Raw genomic sequence first — 18,528 nt, 5'->3', positions numbered from 1 at the left:
CATAAAATTAATACGGTGATAAGCATTGTTCTTATCCATAGATATAATGATGTGAGCTTTAGCCCTGTAGCACGAGACCTCTCAGTGGTTGATACCGGTGACCACAATAACTGTAACGGTTCTGAATGAAGAAAGCCGTCTGCAACAATTCGCCAGCCTTGATCCAGAGTAGGGATCAACTTCAACGAATAGGCCGCAGGTAACGTTGAAACTAATAACAGGGCTTCACCTTGATTAATTTGCCAACGCATTTGGTGAGGTTGACCATCAAGGTGAAATCGCAATTGTAGCTCCCCTTGTCCGCCAGCTACTTTAAAGGATTGAGACTGTTGTAGTTGGGAAAGGTAGACCAAGTCTTGGCTTAATCCACTGCTATTAGATACAGCAGCTAATAACCTGACTACTTGCCACTGAGCCTGTGGCAAGATAATTGAAGAAGAATTACTTTGCTGGTGTTGAGGCTTTGGGAGGAGTCCTACTTGATTCGGAGGTAACTTGTTTTGTTCCGCTTTAAGTTGCTGGGGCTCTATGCGCAATAATTTATGAATCGCCGCCGAAATAGGTGACAACATCCCTTATCCTTAAGATTTAATATTAACTAACGGCTCAGCAGTGATACCACGGTATGACGATGTACATTCGCTTGCGTTTTCAAGTTTTGAAACGCGGTAGCAAAGTTATCATTATTTGGCAGCATGCGATCTAGATCGGCTTCAATACTCGTTAAAACCTGTTCGTTCAAATAGCTATTGCGTAGGTTGATAGTATCGATACGTTGCATAACATCCTGGTTATGCTGACGAAGCTCTTGAATACTAAGTTTTATTTGCTTCATCATATGCTGAGTTTCAGCTTGAGTCTGACGCAGTTGATCTTTATCTGTTTGCCACTTTAGTGGTTCAAATCTTGTTTCTGTGGCATCAAGCTTGGCACGATTTGGCTGCCCCGCAGGGAAACGGTCACCTTGACCAACCACGCGCATTTTTTGCGATAAATGCTGCCAATCGGTTTCATTGGTTGAAAAAACCAGCTGACGCTGCTTATTGAGCGACACACCAATACCATGCTCATTCAACGCCTGACGAAACTGCATTGCTTGTTGTTCTGGCGTCGCGTTGGCAGCTAGTTTAACCGGAACGGCATTCGCGCCGCCTTTACCCAAGTTAAAAATCAGGGTTTCATCGCGGCTAGAGGCTCGCTTAGTATCTAAGCCTCTAATTTGAAAAGCCGTTCTGGGTTCACCATGATAAACCGGCTTCAATTGGCGGTTCAATATCGGTTGGTCTTGGTAACTGGCCTGTTGCAGGCGTTGCTCCATACGGCTGGTTAGTTGTTCAATATCAGCCGCAATTTTAGGCGATGTAGTGCCAGCTTTAAGCGCAAATTCGACCCGCTTGTTAAGCTGTACTAAGTGCTTGCCGATATCATTTAAGCTTGATTCAGCCACACGCGATGCGGCAACTTTATGCTGCGCTCGCTGAATTAGGCTATGTTGCCTGGTATGCTCTGGTGTCAGGGTTTGTGACAAGCGTAGCGGATCAGGCTGCTTATTATCGGGTACTGCTGCAACTTTATTCGCTGGCCTTGCAATCACCTGCTGCTGGCGACTGGCACCGGTGGCAGCAGAGCGAAGATCATTTACCTGAGAAACCATCGTTTTTCCATTTATCAAAAAACCTTGCCGCTTTCACGGCAAGGTAAAAATTACATAATACTAAACAGTGATAGGCTCGCTGTTTTCGCATAGGTTGCCTGAGTTGCCTGCAAGGCCAATAAATAGTTATTGTATTGCACCATCGCATCGGCGTAATCCAAGTCTTCTAATTGACCAATCAGCTCATTGTTGAATAACTCAATTTCACTGTGGCCATCTTCCATGGTGGCCAATGCATTCTGGCGACTACCTAAACTGGTCACCGTGCCTGATACCGCTTGTAAGGTTGAATCCAGCACGTCTACACTGCGAGCAATGATATCGTTATCTTCTTGAGTGAAATCGGGGTCACGAAGCGCTGCTACCAATTCATCAAGTTGGTTGAAAATATCTGTATCACCCGAGAAAAACATCTCTTGCGCGTTTACATTCAACTTTATGGTAACGCCATCACCCACTACGACTTCACGTATACCAGTGTCACCTTGGTAAACCCAGTCACCGTCTTCGTTTTTCACCAAAGGTTCAGAGTTAATCTCGTTACCAGCAAAAATGTATTTGCCATTTTCATCTTTGGCATTAACCAAACTGACTAAACTGTCTTGTAAATGATCAAGTTCATCGGCCAATGCGGCTCGCTCATCAGGACCATTCGCATCATTACCCGCCCACAACATTAAGTCGCGGATCTGAAGCAGAACATCAGTCGCACTACTCAAATAGGTTTCTTGTTTTTTCAAAGCAACATCAGCTTGTTCAATATTGCCCATATACTGGCTTAGCGCTGCTTGCTCGCGCTTTAGGCTCATCGCGCGTGTTGATGCCATCGGATCATCCGATGGAATTAACACCCGCTTACCTGTCGCCATTTGCTGCATGATCTTGTTAATGCCTAACGAATTCTGGCTTAAACTGCCTGACATCATTTGGCTGTATTGATTAGTACTTACACGCATGATGTCACTCCTAGAATAATTGCATAACCGATGCAAACACCTGGTTTGCGGTGTTAATAATTTGCATGTTGGCTTGATAAGCTTGCTGGTACATCATTAAGCTCACCGCTTCTTCATCCAAATTCACACCACTGGTTGATGACTTTTCGATGGTGGCCTGCAGGTAAATATTGCTAGCAGCATCATGATCTGACTGTGCCTGACGACTTTTCACCGCAATATCACCCAACAAGGAGTTGAAGGCACCGCCTAGGGTTTGTGAACCCAAATGGCCAATTTCAAACTCTTGATCTTTAATATCAATAAGCTTCAGTAAATTGCCGGTATCACCCGGAGTACCATCAGCCGATAACGCTAAATCTTCCGGTTTAAAATCAGGGTTAATCGACAGTGTGGCGGCGGGATTTTCAGGGTCAAACACAAACAGCGGTTTGCCCGGCTCGCCATTTAAATCAAAACCTTCGGCCAATTGATCGTTAAATGCTTGCGCGAACTCCAACGCAATATCATTAATCGCCTCTTGGGTAGGCACTAATACATCACGCTCATACTCAGCCAATGCACCCAACTTACCGCCAATATCATCATCTAATGGGAAATTTTGTCCATTAAGCGACAACGAGAGAATATCACTGCGCGGATTATCAGGATCTGAATCGACGCTAAACTGTGCAATCTGCGAGCCCATAACCAAAGGTTGACCATTTGGCAATGCCACATTCAGTGTACCGTCACCGGCATCTGTGATCCTCACATCAACAATTTCAGATAGCTGGGAAAGTAACACATCTCGCTCATCTTCCAGTGCAGCGGTATTCGCGCCAGTGGCTGAGCCTTTACGAATTTCTTCATTCAACTTACCAATATTGGATAATAAGCTATTGGCACTGTTCGCGGCACTGCTACGTTGTTGGGATAAGTCGTCATACTGACCGTCAAGCGAACTGCTAAGTTGATTAAAGCGATTACTTAATGCTTCTGCCTCACTAACAATTTGCTGGCGATGTGCCGAGCTGTACGGCGAGACACTAGAGCCATTTAACGCTGAGAAAAAACTATCAAAGCCTTGGCTTAAATCCATCGAATCGCCAGATAACAGCGTCTCTAAACGCTTAAGTTGCTGAGCAGATGTGGATGCTTCACCGAGCATAGAACCAGCACGAAAAATTTGATTGGTTTGATACTGATCCGTTACTCGACGAATGGCACTCACCGATACACCGTTGCCAGCATCTTTCATACTCATGCTGGTTGAACCAACAGCAGCAAGCTGCACTTGCTGGCGGCTATACCCCGGTGTATTAATGTTCGCGACATTCTGAGCGGTGACACTCATACCAATTTGACTTGCCTGAATACCTGACAAGCCTATATTCATCAAACTCATGCGTTAGACCCCTTGCGGTTAAAATGCAGCAAAGACTGGCTAAATGCGCTGCCCGCTATCGGAGCTTGCTCTGCCTTACTAGATATTGAAACGACATTGTCACTTGTTTCCTTAAATGCCGTTTCCAACTGTTTCAATGAATCTGCATGACTTAGACCTGCATCAGATGTTTCTTCCCCGCCAAGCTGACGTACAATTACTTCAGCCAAACCAAGACTACTTTTTGACATCTCTATTGCCACCTGCCCATCAAAAAACTCTTGGTAGGTTTTGTGCTCACGGCTGCCAAACAGCGCATTTTCATCATCAGGGTTAAGGGCCTCGCTTGCTTTACGCATTTGCTTTAGCACCATTTGTAAAAACAGTGATTCAAATTGCTCAGCCACGGTTTGAATGGCTTGCTGCTGATCACCACTGCTCTTCAAATCAGTCAATTGACGGCTATCAAACGTGGTCACCGTTCCCATTGTCGAACCAGCTGTATTGGTCGCAATGCGGCTGGTTGCCATCGGCTGAAGGGCCATCGGGTTTACGGGTAAAACAGTTACAGTCATTCGCTGTCCTTAAATCACAACTAATTCAGCATCCAGTGCACCAGAAGAATGCAATGCCTGAAGAATGGCTATCAAGTCATCCGGAGAGGCACCTAAACTATTCACTGCTGAAACAATCGTTTCGAGCTCGACCCCTTCCGGCCAAATAAACATGGGATTACGCTCATAATCGATGTCAATTTCACTGTCTGGGGTTACTACTGTATCGCCACGGCCAAAGGCATTGGGCTGACTAACATTAAATGATTCAGAAATAGTCACGGTTAAGTTGCCATGACTGACTGCGGCACGACCAATACGTACACCGTTGCCAATAACGACGGTGCCGGTTCGGCTATTAAAGACGACTCTGGCACGCTGTCGGCCGATATCAACAGTCATGCCTTCCAGCATCGACATGAATACCACGCGTTGTTCAAAGTCTTGTGGCGCATACACCTCAACCCGTGCGTTGCTCACCGCCGATGCGGTATCAGGCCCAAACACCTCGTCAATTTCACGAGAAATGTTCCTGGCGGTGGTGAAATTTGGTCGCAATAGGTTAAGGGTGACTTTGGGCTTAGAGCTAAAGTCTGATGGAATTTCTTCTTCAACAATCGCCCCGCCTGGAATGCGGCCCGTTGTCGGTACATTCACGGTAATACTTGACCCTGAGCGCCCTTCTGCCTTGATACCTGCAACCACCAAGCTACCTTGGGCGACAGCATAAATCTGGCCATCAATCGCACGCAGCGGTGTCATAACCAAGCTACCACCACGTAAGCTTCTGGCATCACCAATTGATGAAACTGTCACATCAATGGTTTGGCCTGGCCCAGTTAATGGCGGGATAGAAGCATGAACACTTACTGCCGCGACATTTCGTAGTTTAGGGTCGATTTTTTCAGGTAGCTGCAAACCAAACTGACGTAACATATTGGTTACGGATTGGCTGGTAAACTTCACCTGATTGCGGTCACCTGTACCATCAAGACCAACCACTAAGCCGTAACCCACGAGTTGGTTTTCACGTAAGCCTTGAATATCGACCAAGTCGATTAAATGGCGTTCATTTACAGTGTCAGCATGGGATGCTTCAATAAAAAAGAAAGGCACCATCAAGACAGTCAACAAAATAATAAGTTGCTTAAACATAATGCCTCTTTAGATTGGGAACAGTGGATTCACAAAAAGCTGAGTTAGCCAACCGGCTTCATTCGCGTCGGCCAATACCCCACTTTGTGAATAAGTGATACGCGCATCACCAACACGTTGCGATGAAATTTGGTTACCGTTATCAATATCATCAACACGCACCAAGCCATTCAAACGAATAAACTCATCACCTTGGTTTAACCTAATCCACTTCTCACCCTTAATGCGTAACACCCCATTAGGTAAAACGCCGTGAACCATGACCGTAATTGAACCGCTTAATGAGTTACGTTGCGAACTGGCAGAGCTGCCACGAAAGTCTCGGTTTCCCGATAAATCACCACTGGCACTCCCGCTACTGCTGCCAGTTGCAAAGCCACCCGATAAACCACCACTGGCATTCTTACCAAAGTTGGTATTGGCCTGTTTGCTAGAGCGAGTATCTTCATCCAACGATACGGTCAACATATCACCAACGCGGTAGGCTCTGCGGTCTTGAAACAACGTCCACATGTAGCCATCACGATAGACCGAACCACTGCGTGCATCTGGTAACGAATAGTCAAGCATAGGCGGGGCATAGCCCATGTCATCCGGTGTTGGACGATCATCAATATGAGAAGGTATAGAGGAGCAGCCTGATAACAATAAGATTGCTAGGCATGCCATCCAATGGCGAATGGTTTTAGTCATAGTCAGCCCTACCATGCGTTACAGCACCTGAGAAATGTACTGCAGCATCTCATCCGATGAAGACAGTGCCTTCGCGTTCATTTCATAGCCTCGCTGAGTGGTGATCATATCCACCATTTCCTCAACAACTTGAACATTCGAACCTTCCAGCACCCCTTGCTTGATTTGACCAAACGCACCCTCACCCGCAATGCCATCAATTACTTCACCACTTGACGCAGTTTGACGGAACATATTTCCCCCAAGTGCTTCTAAGCCAGCCGGATTAATAAAATTAGCCAGCGTGATTTGCCCAATTTCCTGGGGCATATCATCGTTAGCAATTTTTGCACTTACGATGCCATCACTACCAATCGTGATGGTTTCTGCATCGTCTGGTACTTGAATCTGCTGAGCGAGCGGTAAACCCTGAGCGGTCACAATCAAACCTTCAGAGTTAAGGTGAAACTGACCATTACGGGTAAATGCCTGCTCGCCATCTGGTGTTTCTAGCTCAAAGAAACCTTGGCCATCAATCGCAATATCTAGGCTCTGGTTTGTTGTCTGGTACATACCTTCGGTAAACACTTTCTGGGTGCCGACCACGCGAACACCAGAACCTAGCTGAATACCACTTGGTAGTTCATTCACTTCATCAGCCATTGCACCAGGCTGACGTTGGATCTGATAAAACAGATCTTCAAACGCGACACGATCTCGCTTGTAGCCAACCGTATTCACGTTCGCTAGGTTGTTAGAGATGGTCGCCATTTTGGTATCTTGGGCGGCAAGGCCGGTTTTACTGATCCATAGTGCTGCGTTCATGTTCTATCCTTTACGCTCTGATCAGGCGATTGCCTGCTTCTGCTAATTTTTCTGCGGTCTGCATCATCTTTAATTGCATTTCAAAATTGCGGCTCAACTGCATTGATGCCACCATTTCTTCAACGGCAACCACATTACTTTGTTCAAGAAACCCCGATACCATCATGACGTTGTCATCATCATTCAGTGGCAGGCGATCGTTGGTCACAAACAAGCCATTTTCCAGCTTGCTTAAGTCCTGTACTGGCGGGTTAACCAGCTTTAAACGACCGACTTCAACCGTCAGTACTTCACCTTCAGGAACAATGTTAATGATCCCGTTACCGCCAAATTCAATCGCGCTGTACAAGGGAACATTTACAGGCTCACCACCATCGGCAAGTACCGGAAGCCCACCGATCATTAGATCGCCATTTTCTGCCCGTTCAATCGCACCAGAACGGGTATAGGCTTCCTCACCTTCTGGTAACTCAACCGTGAAGAAACCATCGCCACGAATAGCTAAATCAAAATCTCGGCCCGTTGTTTGCAACTCACCATGATCAAACCGCGTACCTGCAGATTGCGCCTGGGTGAGGGTTCGGCTGTCGAAACCACTCCCTTGAACTGCGTATGCTTCAGCGCGTTCCATATCAGCACGGAAACCATGAGTATTGATATTGGCAAGGTTATTAGCGCGAACTTGCTGGGCGGTAAATACGCGCCCTGCCCCACTCGCCGCGGTATAAATTAATCGATCCACAACTCAGCCCTTACATGTTAAACAGCACTTGGGTAAGCTGCTGCTGAGTTGAAAGTGATTGTGCGTTGGCTTGGTAATTACGTTGTGCTGTCATCAACCCAACCAGCTCACCAGTTAAGTCAACATTCGATTCTTCAATGTAACCCGCGTACAAACCACCCAATGTGCCTGAACCCGGAACACCAATTAAGGGTTGGCCCGATGCCTGAGTAGCGGCCCAGCCGGTATTGCCCACTTGCATTAAACCGCCATTATTAGGGAAATCGGCTAACACAACTTGGCCTTGACGCATCTGCTCGCCGTTGCTGTAGTTGGCGAAAACCATGCCGTCATCATCAATGGTGATACCCGTTAATTCACCCGAGGTATGACCGTTGCTACGGTTGGTTGATACTGCAAACTCACTACCAAACTGGGTTGAACCTGTCATCGATAACGCAATATTCATCTCCGCAGCACCTTCTGGTGCAAATGAAATGTTTACACTGCCTGTTGGGTCAACCAATTTACCGCTTTCATCAAACTCCAGAGCTTGGCCGCTTTCATCTTCAAGTACTTCACCATTCATCGCATAGTGAACTTCCCACTCGTTTTCACCCGTTTTAACGAAATACTGCGTTAAGGTGTGCTCGTTGCCCAATGAGTCATAAACACTGGTGGTATATGATGAGTTGAAGCTGTCGCTATCTTCTGGGTCGAATGGGATACGATCGCCATTTTCATCTTCAATGATGCTGGCACCTGCATCTAAATTGGCTGAGAAATCAATCGAATCACTCGCTTTGGCTGCCACAGATCCGGTTTTGACTTGAATATCACCCATAGAACCCGTTAGCAGGTTGCCATTAGCATCGGTGCCATAACCTTGTAAACGCAAACCGCCGTTGTTGACCAAAAAGTTATCTTTATCTTGGTTAAACATACCGGCACGAGAATAGGTGTAAGCCCCATCATCACCTTGAAGAACGAAAAAGCCGTTACCCCCAATAGCCAGGTCAGTCCCTCGACCTGTCATGCTAAAGCCCCCCTCATTGAAGGTTTGTGAAAGGCTTGCTAACTCAACACCACCGCCCATACCACCGTTCATCAGTGCCGAGAACTCAGCACGTGAGGATTTAAAACCGACCGTCGATACGTTAGCAATGTTGTTACTGATTGTGTTCAATTCCTGAGAGGTGGTATTTAAACCACTCATAGCAATGTTAAAGCTCATTATTATTTCTCTTATTCTGACGTTGAATTGCAAGCCGCTATCGGCGGCCCGCCAACTTAAATAGTGGAGTAGGTTCTGGCTTATTGTTGCCGGAATCCTGCTTGTCACCGTATTCGGTAACGTTAAAGAATGGGACGTAGCCAACACCCGCAATCAAAAACTCTGGTGAACCACCACCTGGTGGTATACGCATTTTTTCAATCGTGCCCGCAACCATTAGCTCTGGCTTATAGTCGCTGTCACTGGTCACAACCGTTAAATCATACTGTCCGTCTTTTAGGCCAAGCGCTTTAGGGTCAATAATAAATGGCACTTCACCTTCACCATTTACACCTAGCTCAATGGTTTCAACCAGCTCACCCGCGTCATTACGGATTTCCACTTTTAAGTCATCAACAGCGCTGCCTAGATCAACCAAGGCATCTAAAGGCTCGCCTGCCAGTTCTAACGTGTCAGTGCTCACACGTACATCTTGACCAACCATGCCTGCGGTTGTTAGTACCTGAATGTTATCGAGTAATACCATTTGATTGGTCACTGTACCGTTCATGTTCTGCATGGTTTCGACTTGAGTCATCTGCGCTAACTGGGTCATGAACTGTGTTGTATCAAGCGGATCTAACGGTGTCTGATTTTGGATTTGTGCAATCATCAATGTCAGAAACGTATTGTCTTGCTGGCCATTGGTGGCAATTTGGTCTGATCCTGATGTAGTCGTAACACCACCATTGTTACTGGTTGCAAACGGCGTACTCATATTGCTTTCCTTACTGACCTAACTTCAACAAGCCTTGCTGCATGCTGCGAGCACGCCCAAGCACATCGACACTGGTTTCAAAACTGCGGGAGGCTGACATCATGTCTGCCATTTCCGACACCACATCAACATTGGGGTAAAACACATAACCATCAGCATCTGCGATTGGGTTACCTGGTTCATAACGGCGATCCAAGTCGCCCTCAACAGGAACAACATCCAATATTTGAACTCGAGCGCCAGCATAATTACTTGCCTGCATTTGGCTGTTTTCATACACCGTAGAAAACACTGGCTTACGGCTGCGGTAAGTTCCCGCTTCGGTTGTTGCGCCTGCATCCGCATTCGCCAAGTTACTGGCAATGGTATTTAAACGCAGTGTTTGAGCTGTCATTGCCGAGCCGGCAATTTGGTAAATTTCACTAAACGACATAACTTAATTACTGTCCTTGAATGGCTGTCGACAGCCCTTGAAATTTCATGTTCAAAAATGTCAGGCTTGATTCAAAATCCATCGCATTTTGTGCGTACTGTGCCTGCTCAACCCCAAGTTCAACCGTGTTGCCATCCATTGAGCTGTTATAAGGGTTGCGGTACATCAACTGTGCTCCGTCTGATTGACCGCTTACACGTCCGTGCTGGCTTTGTATTTGTCCCTCAACGGCAGCGATTGCCGCTTTAAAATCAAAATCTCTCGATTTAAAGCCCGGTGTATCCACATTCGCGAGATTTCCCGCAAGTACCTTGGCACGCTCTGCACGAAGGTTTAAAGTGTGCGGGTGAATGCCTAAAGCCTTGTCAAAGCTGATTCCCATATGGTGTCCTTGATTGCGATAAATCGATTATTGTCGAGTTACAATCAAATAACGTGCCAACTTTTAAGTTATTGATTTTAAAGCAATTAACTCATAAAAAGATAAAACGGAACAGAAAGCGGAAGTGTTGCTTCCTGCTAAAGGAAGTAAAGCGGAAGTGAAGAGCGGAAGCGATTCCGCACATCATTACATAGAAGAATTACGATAGAACCATCATGGTGGAGCTGAGCAAAAGAAGCATGATCCAATATTACAAAATAACGAATATGACTCGCCGTCTCATTGCCCGTCTTATTACATTATGTACTGTACTGACAATGACACCCCCAGCGTTTGCAGATGTTGCGCCGAACGGGAATGATCAGACAGCCAGTCAGTACCAAATAACGCAACAAGTAAAAGCCAATATTAAGCGCCAGATCTCGACCACTGCACAGCAACAACAATGGCCTGCGGTAGAAAACACAACGATTTCCATTCGCCTCCCAAGTGGTAGCCACCGGTTAAATCACTGCACGAGTCCGCTGACGATTGAGCGCTTAGACAGGCGACGATACCCAGCAGGAAGGCTACGTTTCTCAGCAAGTTGTGAGCAACCAGACACATGGAAAGTCACGGTACAAGCCGATGTCAGTGTTATTCTTCCTGTTGCCTTTGCCAGTCAAACCCTGACAAAAGATCACATCCTAACGCAGCAAGATATCACCATGAAATCCATAGATATCGCATCACTTAATCGAGAGTTCATCGCCTCCCCGTCCAATTATTTAGGGTTACGTGTATTACGACAAATACGGGATAAGCGTTTAATACCGCTATCTCAACTAAGTCCTGCTTATCTTATTTCTCGTGGTGATAAGGTGATCATTCAGGCAAACAGAGAAGAGTTTAGCGCCAGCATGTCTGGCATCGCACTTGAAGGCGGCTACCATCAGCAGCAAATCCGAGTCAGAAACAGCAGTTCAGGGAAAATTATTCAAGCAATCGTGGCGGAGTCAGGCCAAGTAATAACACTTTTCTAAATTCACTTAATCAATACTGTGACTTGGTCGTTTAGATTTAATATCAGAGAAGAAGTAAGGAATTCCGTTATGATTGAATCGACTAAAGCGGGTTTACAATTGGCAACGCCAATTAAAACAAACCTGAATAAAGCTGGTGATACAAAAACAGCGCCAGATACAAAAACAACCGATAGCTCACCGGTACAAACAAACCATGGCAACACCACATCAGTGGTTAGCCCACAGGCACAAAGCATGGAAAGCTTACAACAAGAACTCCAGCGTATGCCCGATGTGGATATGGTTAAAGTGAATGAAATACGTACGTTGCTTGCAAGCGGTAACTATGAAATTGATCTTGATGGCCTTGCTGCCAGTATCCGCGGCGCTCATAGCCGCGATTAATATCAGCAAATAGCACGAAACGAGATAGCCATGAGCCAGAAAACCGCTTCAATCATTAAAACGTTCATTCACGATCTAAATAGTGATCTCGATGACTACAAAAAGCTGCATCAGCTTTTAAAATTACAGCATTACAATATGATCCAGCGAAGCAGTGATAAACTCACTAAAATTGCGGACAAACATCAAAATACCTTACAGCTACTACAACAACGAGCAGACCAACGATCTAACTTGCTAGAGCAGCTTGGTATGGACGGTAGCCCTGAAAGTGTTAATCGCCTTATCAATGCATTGCCCGAACAACACCGTCAAAACACGCAAGTAAAGTGGACACTACTTAAGCAATTGGTTAACGAATGTATGGTGCAAAATGAACGTAATAGCCGTTTGCTTATGATGCAGCAACAAATCCTTACTCAGGTACTTCATCAAGATAATGACTCAACTTATCAACCCGCGGGCTATTAAGTATTTCCCTCCCCTTCCTATTAATCGGCCATCGCATTCAATCAATAAAAAAGCCACAGGTATGTCACCTGTGGCTTTTTGTTAGCTCATTAACATCGAAGCTCGAATAAAACGTTGAGTTGCCATTTCATCCATCAACTTTTGCTCGCTTTTCGCCATTGCTTGAGCCTCTCGTTGATATCGCTTATCGATGACATTCTCCAAGCTTTTCACTTTGACATGCTGCTGAGTTACGTGTCGTTGCAGTGCAGCTTGCTCTGCTTGGGACAATGCCAAGGTTTGAGATTGAAGTGTTGATAAATGTTGAAGATGATCCCTAAGCGTAAAACGGTTTTTCCATGCCAACCCGTTTTCTCCCGCCACGACTTGGCAAGTATCATAAAGCTCATCTAACTGCTCAAGCCGTCGTTGATGATTGACGCAGTCTTGTTGTTTTTGCTGATATCGTTGCCCAAGATCATCTAATTCATTTTGCTTAATTCGACAAAACCTACCGAGTGCGTGCGCGTGTTTAGTCAATATTCAGCTCCTTCATGAGTTGTGACATTTGCCCTTCCACAGTATCCCAATCGGCTTGTTCATCCATTTCTTGCTGGAGAAAAGCCACTAATTTCGGGTTTGCCTGTACTGCGTGATCCATCTCAGGATCATTACCTGGCTGATACCCCCCCAACGGGATAAGTTCGCGAACATCTTGATAGCGGCTGTATAACCGCTTAAATGACATTGCTTGTTTTAGCTGCTCTTTACTGACAACTTGCGGCATAGTGCGCGAGATTGATTGAGAGATATCAATCGCAGGGTAATGACCTGCCTCTGCCAATTGACGATCTAGCACAACGTGGCCATCAAGAATAGCTCTGGCACTATCGGCGATAGGGTCTTGTTGATCATCACCTTCCGTCAGTACGGTATAGATAGCGCTCATACTGCCTTGCTCTGAAGCACTGTTGCCTGCTCGCTCGACCAATTGAGGCATCATACTAAAGACTGAAGGTGGGTAGCCTTTGGTTGCTGGTGGTTCGCCAAGCGCTAAGGCAATTTCTCGCTGCGCCATCGCAAAACGCGTAAGCGAATCCATCAATAACAATACGTCTTTACCTTGATCGCGATAATATTCAGCCACACGGTGACAGAGTTGCGAGGCGCGTAAACGCATTAATGGTGACTCATCTGCTGGCGCTGCAATAACAACGGCTCTTGCTAAGCCTTCAGCACCTAAAGAGTGCTCAATGAATTCCTTCACTTCACGGCCCCGCTCACCAATCAACCCTACCACGACAACATCCGCACTTGTTTGGCGGGTGATCATCCCGAGTAAGACACTTTTACCGACACCACTGCCTGCAAATAGGCCAATACGCTGCCCTTTACCCAGCGTCAACAAGCTATTGATAGCTCGTATACCTACATCAAGCGCACCAGCAATAGGTCGTCGCAGCATCGGGTTAATATTTTCACCATGAAGGCAAATATCATCTTGGCCAAGAACTGGACCTAAACGATCAAGGGGATCACCCAAACCATTTAGCACCCGCCCCAACCATTGTGGGCCAATTCGAATTCTACTTTCACCTTCAAGCGGCCATACTTTGGCACCAGAAAATAAACCAGAGACATTGTTAACGGGCATTAGGTAAGCCACATCACGGTTAAAACCAACCGTCTGCGCCTCAACTTTGCTGCCATTCCCGGTTTCCACTAAACACCGCTGCCCTGTCAGTAATCGACAGCCAACAGCTTCCAGCATTAACCCCGTTACTTTCACCAAACGGCCAGTGACCTTGGCAACAGGCACTGCTTCTAACGAAGCCAGTGCCTGCTCTAAGCGATAGTCAATAATCTTACTCATGACGCCTGCCTAACAACCTCATCATTTAAGACTTCAGGCTCAGCTTGGTCATCAGTTTCAATCACTATTTGCTCATCCAACAAGTGGCTTTTAACCGCCGCTATACATGTATCAAGTCGCTGTTCGCACCCCGCATCTGCTTCAGCTGTCTTTGTCGCAACCCGACATTCGCCTTGACGTAAGGTGTCGTCGCAAACAATGTTCCACTCTTGGATTTTATCGCTAGCCACTTTCTCGATATGAGCAAACTCTTCCCTTGCCATTCGCACTTTGAGCCCATCAGGTTCCCCCGGCAGGCTTTCTAGTGTTTCATCAATCAAGGTTAAAATTTGCTGTGGCTGCAAAGCAAGTTCACCCCGAATAACTTGTTGAGCAACCTTCTGTACCAGCTCGCAAACTTGCTCACGCTGACGGCGCTCATGTTCAGCAAATAGCATGGCCATTTTTTTATGCATTTGATCAAACGGTGATGCAGCTTTAACGAAATGTTCTTTACCTTCTTGAAAGCCTTGCATCAAGCCTTGTTCATGGCCATCTTTAACACCTTGCTCAAATCCCTGTTGTTGACCTTGCAAAATCCCCTGCTGCACACCTTCATCATGGCCTCGAGACATCCCTTGCTGAAAGCCTTGATTAAATTGAACCTGAAACTCTTCATTACTCACTGAATCTTGAGGCTCTTGCTCTAGTTTGCTCGAACCTTGTTCATCGGCAGCAATATCATCAAAACCCAGATCAAACTCATCCATACCAAGATCATCAAGACCATGATCATCGAGGCCGCTCTCGTCAAAACCAAAGCTACCCATACCAAATTCATCATTAAGATCGTTCGCTTCTACCGAGCGTGATGCTGCTGTAGGCTCAGACATCATGCTAGGGTCAACCAACGGTGGAAAGCGATGACTACGAAACTGATGCGACTGCAAGCGCATAATTTTATTACGTCTAAACATGTCTACTCCACCGTCGTTTCTTGATAAAGCTGCAAGCTAATCACTTTGGTATCATTCAAGTCACGCACGTAGTCCATAATTTCTAACCGCGCTTCCTGCACCTGTCGCAATGACACTTTACCCAATTGGGCGATATCACTTTCCATTGATTGCTGCATTCGGCGTGGCAAAATAGACAATAAAGATTTACGCATTACCGGATCAGCACCTTTCAGCGCCATTGCCAAGAGATCTGTCGGTATTTCTTCCAAAATACGAAGGCGTACAGCTTCCGATTGGCGAGTAAGAATAGAAAATTCGTACATCTTGTTTTTAAGACGCTCTGCCAACCCATTGTCATGCTCTTCCAGTGCAGTCATCAAACTTAGCTGATCACCGGTAAAGCGGTTGATTATGTCAGCCACTTGTTTTTCACCTTCAACCACTGCCCCTGAATTTTCGGCTAAGAACTCAATACAACGCTCAACCAACTCTTGGAGCTCTAGCGCGACATCACGGCTAACTTCAGTCAGCACTGCAATACGGCGTAATACGTCTTTTTGTAGCTCAGGCTCTAGTTCACCTAAGACTTGAGAAGCAATATCGGGTGGCAAGAATGCAATGAATACTGCTTGCATTTGCACGTGCTCATTAATCAAGAAATGCGCTAACTGCTTTGGTTCAATCCATTGTAATCGCTGCATAGTAGTGCGGATTTCATCACCATAGATTGTATCGAGCAGATTACGAGCAAGGCGTCCGCCTAGCGCTTTGTCCAATGTCCGCTGCAAAAATGGACGAGAAGCACCACTAATACCCGACTGCGCACGAAATTCATCGAAGAACCCCTGCAAGACAAAGCGAGCTTCTATGCTGCGAATAGCAGGTTGCTTGGCCATTGCATGACTCACTTTAAGCAATTCATCTCGCGACATATGTCGCATGACTTGAGAAGCCGATTCTTCCCCCATGCTTAGCAGCAATATTGCCGTCTGCTCTAGTGGATCAAGTAACACATCACCGTCGGCCAAGTGACTAAAATTATTAAGACTCATTGCTATTCACCCATTTCTTAATTACTTCGGCAACACGTTCTGGCTCGACTGCTGTCAAATTTTGCAAGTGCTGAACCTGCACTTCAAGCTCTGAGCCTGGTGGTGGTAACGTTGATAAATCAAACGCTGCCGTATTCGTTGTTTCTGTAGAAGCGCTCGCCTCAGAGGTTACCGGTTGCCCTTGGGCTATCGAATCCAGTAAAGCGTCAGCTAAGTCCTGCTCATTATCAAAATTTGCCATCGCAGCCGTCGTATTCACAGACTCAGTCGCTGCCTGCTCATTTGCTATCGACTTGCTTGGTGAAGAAACAGCTGTAGTGGCTGCCGCCAATGCAGGAGTCACAGCACTTGGTCGCTGAAGGGCTTTCACTAACGGACGCAATACAAAAATAATGAACGCTAAACCTAGCAAGGTATAAGCACCATATTTAATCAAACTTAATAATTGCTGATCATGCCACCACGGTGTTTCTACCGCGGTTGTTTCAACTGCACGAGCAAAATTAAACGCATGAAGGCTAAATTGGTCGCCTCGCTCTGCTACATATCCCACTGAATCTTTAACCATTTGAGCTATCTGCTCCAACTGTTCTTGCTGCCAACCCTGCTCAATTAAATCGTCATTAAGCAACACTGATACTGATAACAACTCTATTCCACCTTGGGCATGAAGAGTGTGGCGTACTTTACGACCAACATCGTACTGACGACTCAATTCAGCCCGTTCATTGCGCGACTCATTATTCGGTGCGTTATCATCACCTGCGGGCTGGTTGCTCAATGCGCCAGGAATACCTAAAGCCAATTGACCTTGTGTATTGTCTTGCTTGGTAAACTCGGTACGTAACACCGGATCACTGTCGACCGACTCATGTGTCTCTTCAATTTGGTCAAAATTCAGCGTTGCAGCGACCTGAACCCGAAAGTTCCCCATCCCAACCAATGGTGCAAGCATATCCGCAGCACGACGGACCATATCTCGTTCGACGCGTTGCTGCTGTTCATGGAAGCGGACGTTCATCTGAGATTGGCTACCCATAGCCAAATCAGCACTGAGCAAATTGCCGTACTGATCAACAACGGAAATTGCATCGACCGCCATTCCCGTGATGCTGCCACTGACTAAATTAACAATGGCTTCAACTTGCGATTGGTCTAGCTGCATGCCCGGTTCAAGTTCAAGCATTACGGCAGCTGACGGTTTCTCTTCATTGATCCCAACAAACAAGGTTCGGTTTGGGATAGCCAAATGAACACGTGCATGATTCACCGATCTGATTGCTAAAATAGTGCGTGCTAACTCTCCCTCAAGTCCTTGGCGATAGCGTGCATTTTCAATAAACTGACTCGTACCTAGGCCTGAGCTGCGATCAAGAATTTCGAGCCCCTCAGGTAGCTTGGCTTTTACGCCTCTCGCGGCCAATACAATTCTCGCATCCGCTAACCGGTTTCCAGGTACCAAGATTTGGCCTGATTGATTGTCGACCTGAAACTGTATTTTTTCTTGCTCAAGCACCGTAAGAATTTCACTGTTATCGTAACGTTCTTGTGTACCGTACAGCGGTTGATACGGGCTTGTTTGCGTCCACATCATTACCACAATAAATAATGACACCAACATTGCTAGCGCCGTTATTATTGCGATGTTCTTATTTTTACCGTCCAACAGCTGTTGGATTTTTTCTTTAAACTCAAGCCACTTGCTTGATGATGCCGTGGCTGGATTTTCGGCTATGGTTGTACTCATTTTATTCTCACTACAGAGGCATCTTTAACACATCGTCATAGGCAGCTAGAACTTTATTCCGTACCTGAGTCAGTGCTGAGAAGGAAATACTGGCTTTTTGGATCGCGACCATAGCGCCCACCAAATCATCAGATCGTCCGGCATCAACATCCGCCGTAATTCGAGCGGCCTGTTGCTGCTGATTATCAATACGGCGAACAGCCTGAGTCATAGCGGTATGAAAAGTCCCTTGCTTGGGGTGCGATGAATTAACGGCGATTTGTGTACCCGATTGGGCGTGCTCACGCATTACTGTCATTCGTTGCAACATCTGCTGTTGCATCACTGAAGCTTGATTAGACATGGCATTA

Annotated in this window: 22 protein-coding genes; 3 read left to right on the top strand and 19 right to left on the bottom strand. The window is 46.2% G+C overall.

Features of this window, described 5'->3' with window-relative positions; all coding sequences use genetic code 11:
- From L4D09_RS20975 to flgB, 13 genes are all read right to left on the bottom strand, one after another.
- Nucleotides 1-572: hypothetical protein (locus tag L4D09_RS20975; RefSeq protein WP_428459483.1), on the bottom strand; the 572-nt coding region annotated here is incomplete at its 3' end.
- Between the two features lie 26 nt (nt 573-598).
- Entirely contained in the window at nt 599-1,654 is a 1,056-nt protein-coding gene (locus L4D09_RS20970; protein ID WP_428459482.1) for a hypothetical protein, read from the bottom strand.
- 50 nt (nt 1,655-1,704) lie between these two features.
- Entirely contained in the window at nt 1,705-2,610 is a 906-nt protein-coding gene (flgL, locus tag L4D09_RS20965; RefSeq protein WP_428459481.1) for a flagellar hook-associated protein FlgL, read from the bottom strand.
- 10 nt (nt 2,611-2,620) lie between these two features.
- Nucleotides 2,621-3,997 (bottom strand): flagellar hook-associated protein FlgK, encoded by a 1,377-nt coding sequence (gene flgK / locus L4D09_RS20960; protein WP_428459480.1) that lies wholly within the window; start codon nt 3,995-3,997, stop codon nt 2,621-2,623.
- The gene (locus L4D09_RS20955; protein WP_428459479.1) at nt 3,994-4,551 is read right to left on the bottom strand and encodes a rod-binding protein; all 558 of its coding nucleotides are present in this window, start codon (nt 4,549-4,551) and stop codon (nt 3,994-3,996) included. The genes flgK and L4D09_RS20955 overlap by 4 nt, the downstream gene beginning before the upstream one ends.
- 9 nt (nt 4,552-4,560) lie before the next feature.
- A complete protein-coding gene (locus tag L4D09_RS20950; RefSeq protein WP_428459484.1) occupies nt 4,561-5,649 on the bottom strand; it encodes a flagellar basal body P-ring protein FlgI in 1,089 nt (362 codons plus the stop codon).
- Between the two features lie 45 nt (nt 5,650-5,694).
- A complete protein-coding gene (gene flgH / locus L4D09_RS20945; protein WP_428459478.1) occupies nt 5,695-6,378 on the bottom strand; it encodes a flagellar basal body L-ring protein FlgH in 684 nt (227 codons plus the stop codon).
- Nucleotides 6,379-6,396: 18 nt separating this feature from the next.
- Nucleotides 6,397-7,182, bottom strand: coding sequence for a flagellar basal-body rod protein FlgG (flgG, locus tag L4D09_RS20940; protein ID WP_428459477.1), 786 nt, complete (start codon nt 7,180-7,182; stop codon nt 6,397-6,399).
- A gap of 10 nt (nt 7,183-7,192) precedes the next feature.
- A complete protein-coding gene (locus L4D09_RS20935) occupies nt 7,193-7,924 on the bottom strand; it encodes a flagellar basal body rod protein FlgF (protein WP_428459476.1) in 732 nt (243 codons plus the stop codon).
- Between the two features lie 10 nt (nt 7,925-7,934).
- A complete protein-coding gene (gene flgE, locus L4D09_RS20930) occupies nt 7,935-9,137 on the bottom strand; it encodes a flagellar hook protein FlgE (RefSeq protein WP_428459475.1) in 1,203 nt (400 codons plus the stop codon).
- 37 nt (nt 9,138-9,174) lie between these two features.
- The gene (locus L4D09_RS20925; RefSeq protein WP_428459474.1) at nt 9,175-9,894 is read right to left on the bottom strand and encodes a flagellar hook capping FlgD N-terminal domain-containing protein; all 720 of its coding nucleotides are present in this window, start codon (nt 9,892-9,894) and stop codon (nt 9,175-9,177) included.
- 10 nt (nt 9,895-9,904) lie between these two features.
- Nucleotides 9,905-10,327: a flagellar basal body rod protein FlgC gene (gene flgC, locus L4D09_RS20920; protein WP_428459473.1), complete on the bottom strand. Its 423-nt coding sequence runs from the start codon at nt 10,325-10,327 to the stop codon at nt 9,905-9,907.
- A 7-nt stretch (nt 10,328-10,334) separates the two neighbouring features.
- Complete coding sequence (gene flgB / locus L4D09_RS20915) at nt 10,335-10,709, bottom strand: flagellar basal body rod protein FlgB (protein ID WP_428459472.1); 375 nt, start codon at nt 10,707-10,709, stop codon at nt 10,335-10,337.
- Nucleotides 10,710-10,948: 239 nt separating this feature from the next.
- Between flgB and flgA the strand changes: the two genes are divergently transcribed.
- The 3 genes from flgA (at nt 10,949) to flgN (ending at nt 12,589) form a co-directional block, all read left to right on the top strand.
- Nucleotides 10,949-11,731 (top strand): flagellar basal body P-ring formation chaperone FlgA, encoded by a 783-nt coding sequence (gene flgA / locus L4D09_RS20910; RefSeq protein WP_428459471.1) that lies wholly within the window; start codon nt 10,949-10,951, stop codon nt 11,729-11,731.
- Between the two features lie 69 nt (nt 11,732-11,800).
- Entirely contained in the window at nt 11,801-12,118 is a 318-nt protein-coding gene (flgM, locus tag L4D09_RS20905; RefSeq protein ID WP_428459470.1) for a flagellar biosynthesis anti-sigma factor FlgM, read from the top strand.
- Between the two features lie 30 nt (nt 12,119-12,148).
- Nucleotides 12,149-12,589 (top strand): flagellar export chaperone FlgN, encoded by a 441-nt coding sequence (gene flgN / locus L4D09_RS20900; RefSeq protein WP_428459469.1) that lies wholly within the window; start codon nt 12,149-12,151, stop codon nt 12,587-12,589.
- 81 nt (nt 12,590-12,670) lie between these two features.
- Here the strand turns inward: flgN and fliJ are convergent, their stop codons facing one another.
- Genes fliJ through fliE form a run of 6 tightly spaced genes read right to left on the bottom strand, consistent with a single transcriptional unit; the run spans nt 12,671 to nt 18,521 of the window.
- A complete protein-coding gene (fliJ, locus tag L4D09_RS20895) occupies nt 12,671-13,108 on the bottom strand; it encodes a flagellar export protein FliJ (protein ID WP_428459468.1) in 438 nt (145 codons plus the stop codon).
- Complete coding sequence (gene fliI, locus L4D09_RS20890) at nt 13,101-14,441, bottom strand: flagellar protein export ATPase FliI (protein ID WP_428459467.1); 1,341 nt, start codon at nt 14,439-14,441, stop codon at nt 13,101-13,103. Before fliI ends, fliJ begins: the two co-directional genes overlap by 8 nt.
- Nucleotides 14,438-15,397 carry a flagellar assembly protein FliH gene (fliH, locus tag L4D09_RS20885; RefSeq protein WP_428459466.1) on the bottom strand — a complete coding sequence of 320 codons (960 nt, stop codon included), beginning with the start codon at nt 15,395-15,397 and terminating at the stop codon, nt 14,438-14,440. The genes fliI and fliH overlap by 4 nt, the downstream gene beginning before the upstream one ends.
- 2 nt (nt 15,398-15,399) lie before the next feature.
- Nucleotides 15,400-16,431 (bottom strand): FliG C-terminal domain-containing protein, encoded by a 1,032-nt coding sequence (locus L4D09_RS20880; protein ID WP_428459465.1) that lies wholly within the window; start codon nt 16,429-16,431, stop codon nt 15,400-15,402.
- Nucleotides 16,421-18,178 carry a flagellar basal-body MS-ring/collar protein FliF gene (gene fliF / locus L4D09_RS20875; protein WP_428459464.1) on the bottom strand — a complete coding sequence of 586 codons (1,758 nt, stop codon included), beginning with the start codon at nt 18,176-18,178 and terminating at the stop codon, nt 16,421-16,423. The genes L4D09_RS20880 and fliF overlap by 11 nt, the downstream gene beginning before the upstream one ends.
- A gap of 10 nt (nt 18,179-18,188) precedes the next feature.
- On the bottom strand, nt 18,189-18,521 hold the full coding sequence (gene fliE / locus L4D09_RS20870) for a flagellar hook-basal body complex protein FliE (RefSeq protein WP_428459463.1): 333 nt from the start codon (nt 18,519-18,521) through the stop codon (nt 18,189-18,191).
- Between the last annotated feature and the right edge of the window lie 7 nt (nt 18,522-18,528).

This window comes from Photobacterium makurazakiensis (assembly GCF_050336715.1).
GTDB classification, from domain to species: domain Bacteria; phylum Pseudomonadota; class Gammaproteobacteria; order Enterobacterales; family Vibrionaceae; genus Photobacterium; species Photobacterium makurazakiensis.
This window is presented reverse-complemented; position numbering and strand designations above follow the sequence as displayed.

Bases quoted from the DNA above. Each gene is read 5' to 3' on its own strand.
- L4D09_RS20970 (WP_428459482.1), bottom strand. From the start codon at position 1,654: ATGGTTTCTCAGGTAAATGATCTTCGCTCTGCTGCCACCGGTGCCAGT.
- fliH (WP_428459466.1), bottom strand. From the start codon at position 15,397: ATGTTTAGACGTAATAAAATTATGCGCTTGCAGTCGCATCAGTTTCGT.
- L4D09_RS20880 (WP_428459465.1), bottom strand. From the start codon at position 16,431: ATGAGTCTTAATAATTTTAGTCACTTGGCCGACGGTGATGTGTTACTT.
- flgA (WP_428459471.1), top strand. From the start codon at position 10,949: ATGATCCAATATTACAAAATAACGAATATGACTCGCCGTCTCATTGCC.
- L4D09_RS20955 (WP_428459479.1), bottom strand. From the start codon at position 4,551: ATGACTGTAACTGTTTTACCCGTAAACCCGATGGCCCTTCAGCCGATG.
- flgL (WP_428459481.1), bottom strand. From the start codon at position 2,610: ATGCGTGTAAGTACTAATCAATACAGCCAAATGATGTCAGGCAGTTTA.
- flgB (WP_428459472.1), bottom strand. From the start codon at position 10,709: ATGGGAATCAGCTTTGACAAGGCTTTAGGCATTCACCCGCACACTTTA.
- flgE (WP_428459475.1), bottom strand. From the start codon at position 9,137: ATGAGCTTTAACATTGCTATGAGTGGTTTAAATACCACCTCTCAGGAA.
- flgM (WP_428459470.1), top strand. From the start codon at position 11,801: ATGATTGAATCGACTAAAGCGGGTTTACAATTGGCAACGCCAATTAAA.
- fliF (WP_428459464.1), bottom strand. From the start codon at position 18,178: ATGAGTACAACCATAGCCGAAAATCCAGCCACGGCATCATCAAGCAAG.
- flgC (WP_428459473.1), bottom strand. From the start codon at position 10,327: ATGTCGTTTAGTGAAATTTACCAAATTGCCGGCTCGGCAATGACAGCT.
- L4D09_RS20950 (WP_428459484.1), bottom strand. From the start codon at position 5,649: ATGGTGCCTTTCTTTTTTATTGAAGCATCCCATGCTGACACTGTAAAT.
- flgK (WP_428459480.1), bottom strand. From the start codon at position 3,997: ATGAGTTTGATGAATATAGGCTTGTCAGGTATTCAGGCAAGTCAAATT.
- fliI (WP_428459467.1), bottom strand. From the start codon at position 14,441: ATGAGTAAGATTATTGACTATCGCTTAGAGCAGGCACTGGCTTCGTTA.
- fliE (WP_428459463.1), bottom strand. From the start codon at position 18,521: ATGTCTAATCAAGCTTCAGTGATGCAACAGCAGATGTTGCAACGAATG.
- flgN (WP_428459469.1), top strand. From the start codon at position 12,149: ATGAGCCAGAAAACCGCTTCAATCATTAAAACGTTCATTCACGATCTA.
- flgH (WP_428459478.1), bottom strand. From the start codon at position 6,378: ATGACTAAAACCATTCGCCATTGGATGGCATGCCTAGCAATCTTATTG.
- flgG (WP_428459477.1), bottom strand. From the start codon at position 7,182: ATGAACGCAGCACTATGGATCAGTAAAACCGGCCTTGCCGCCCAAGAT.
- L4D09_RS20925 (WP_428459474.1), bottom strand. From the start codon at position 9,894: ATGAGTACGCCGTTTGCAACCAGTAACAATGGTGGTGTTACGACTACA.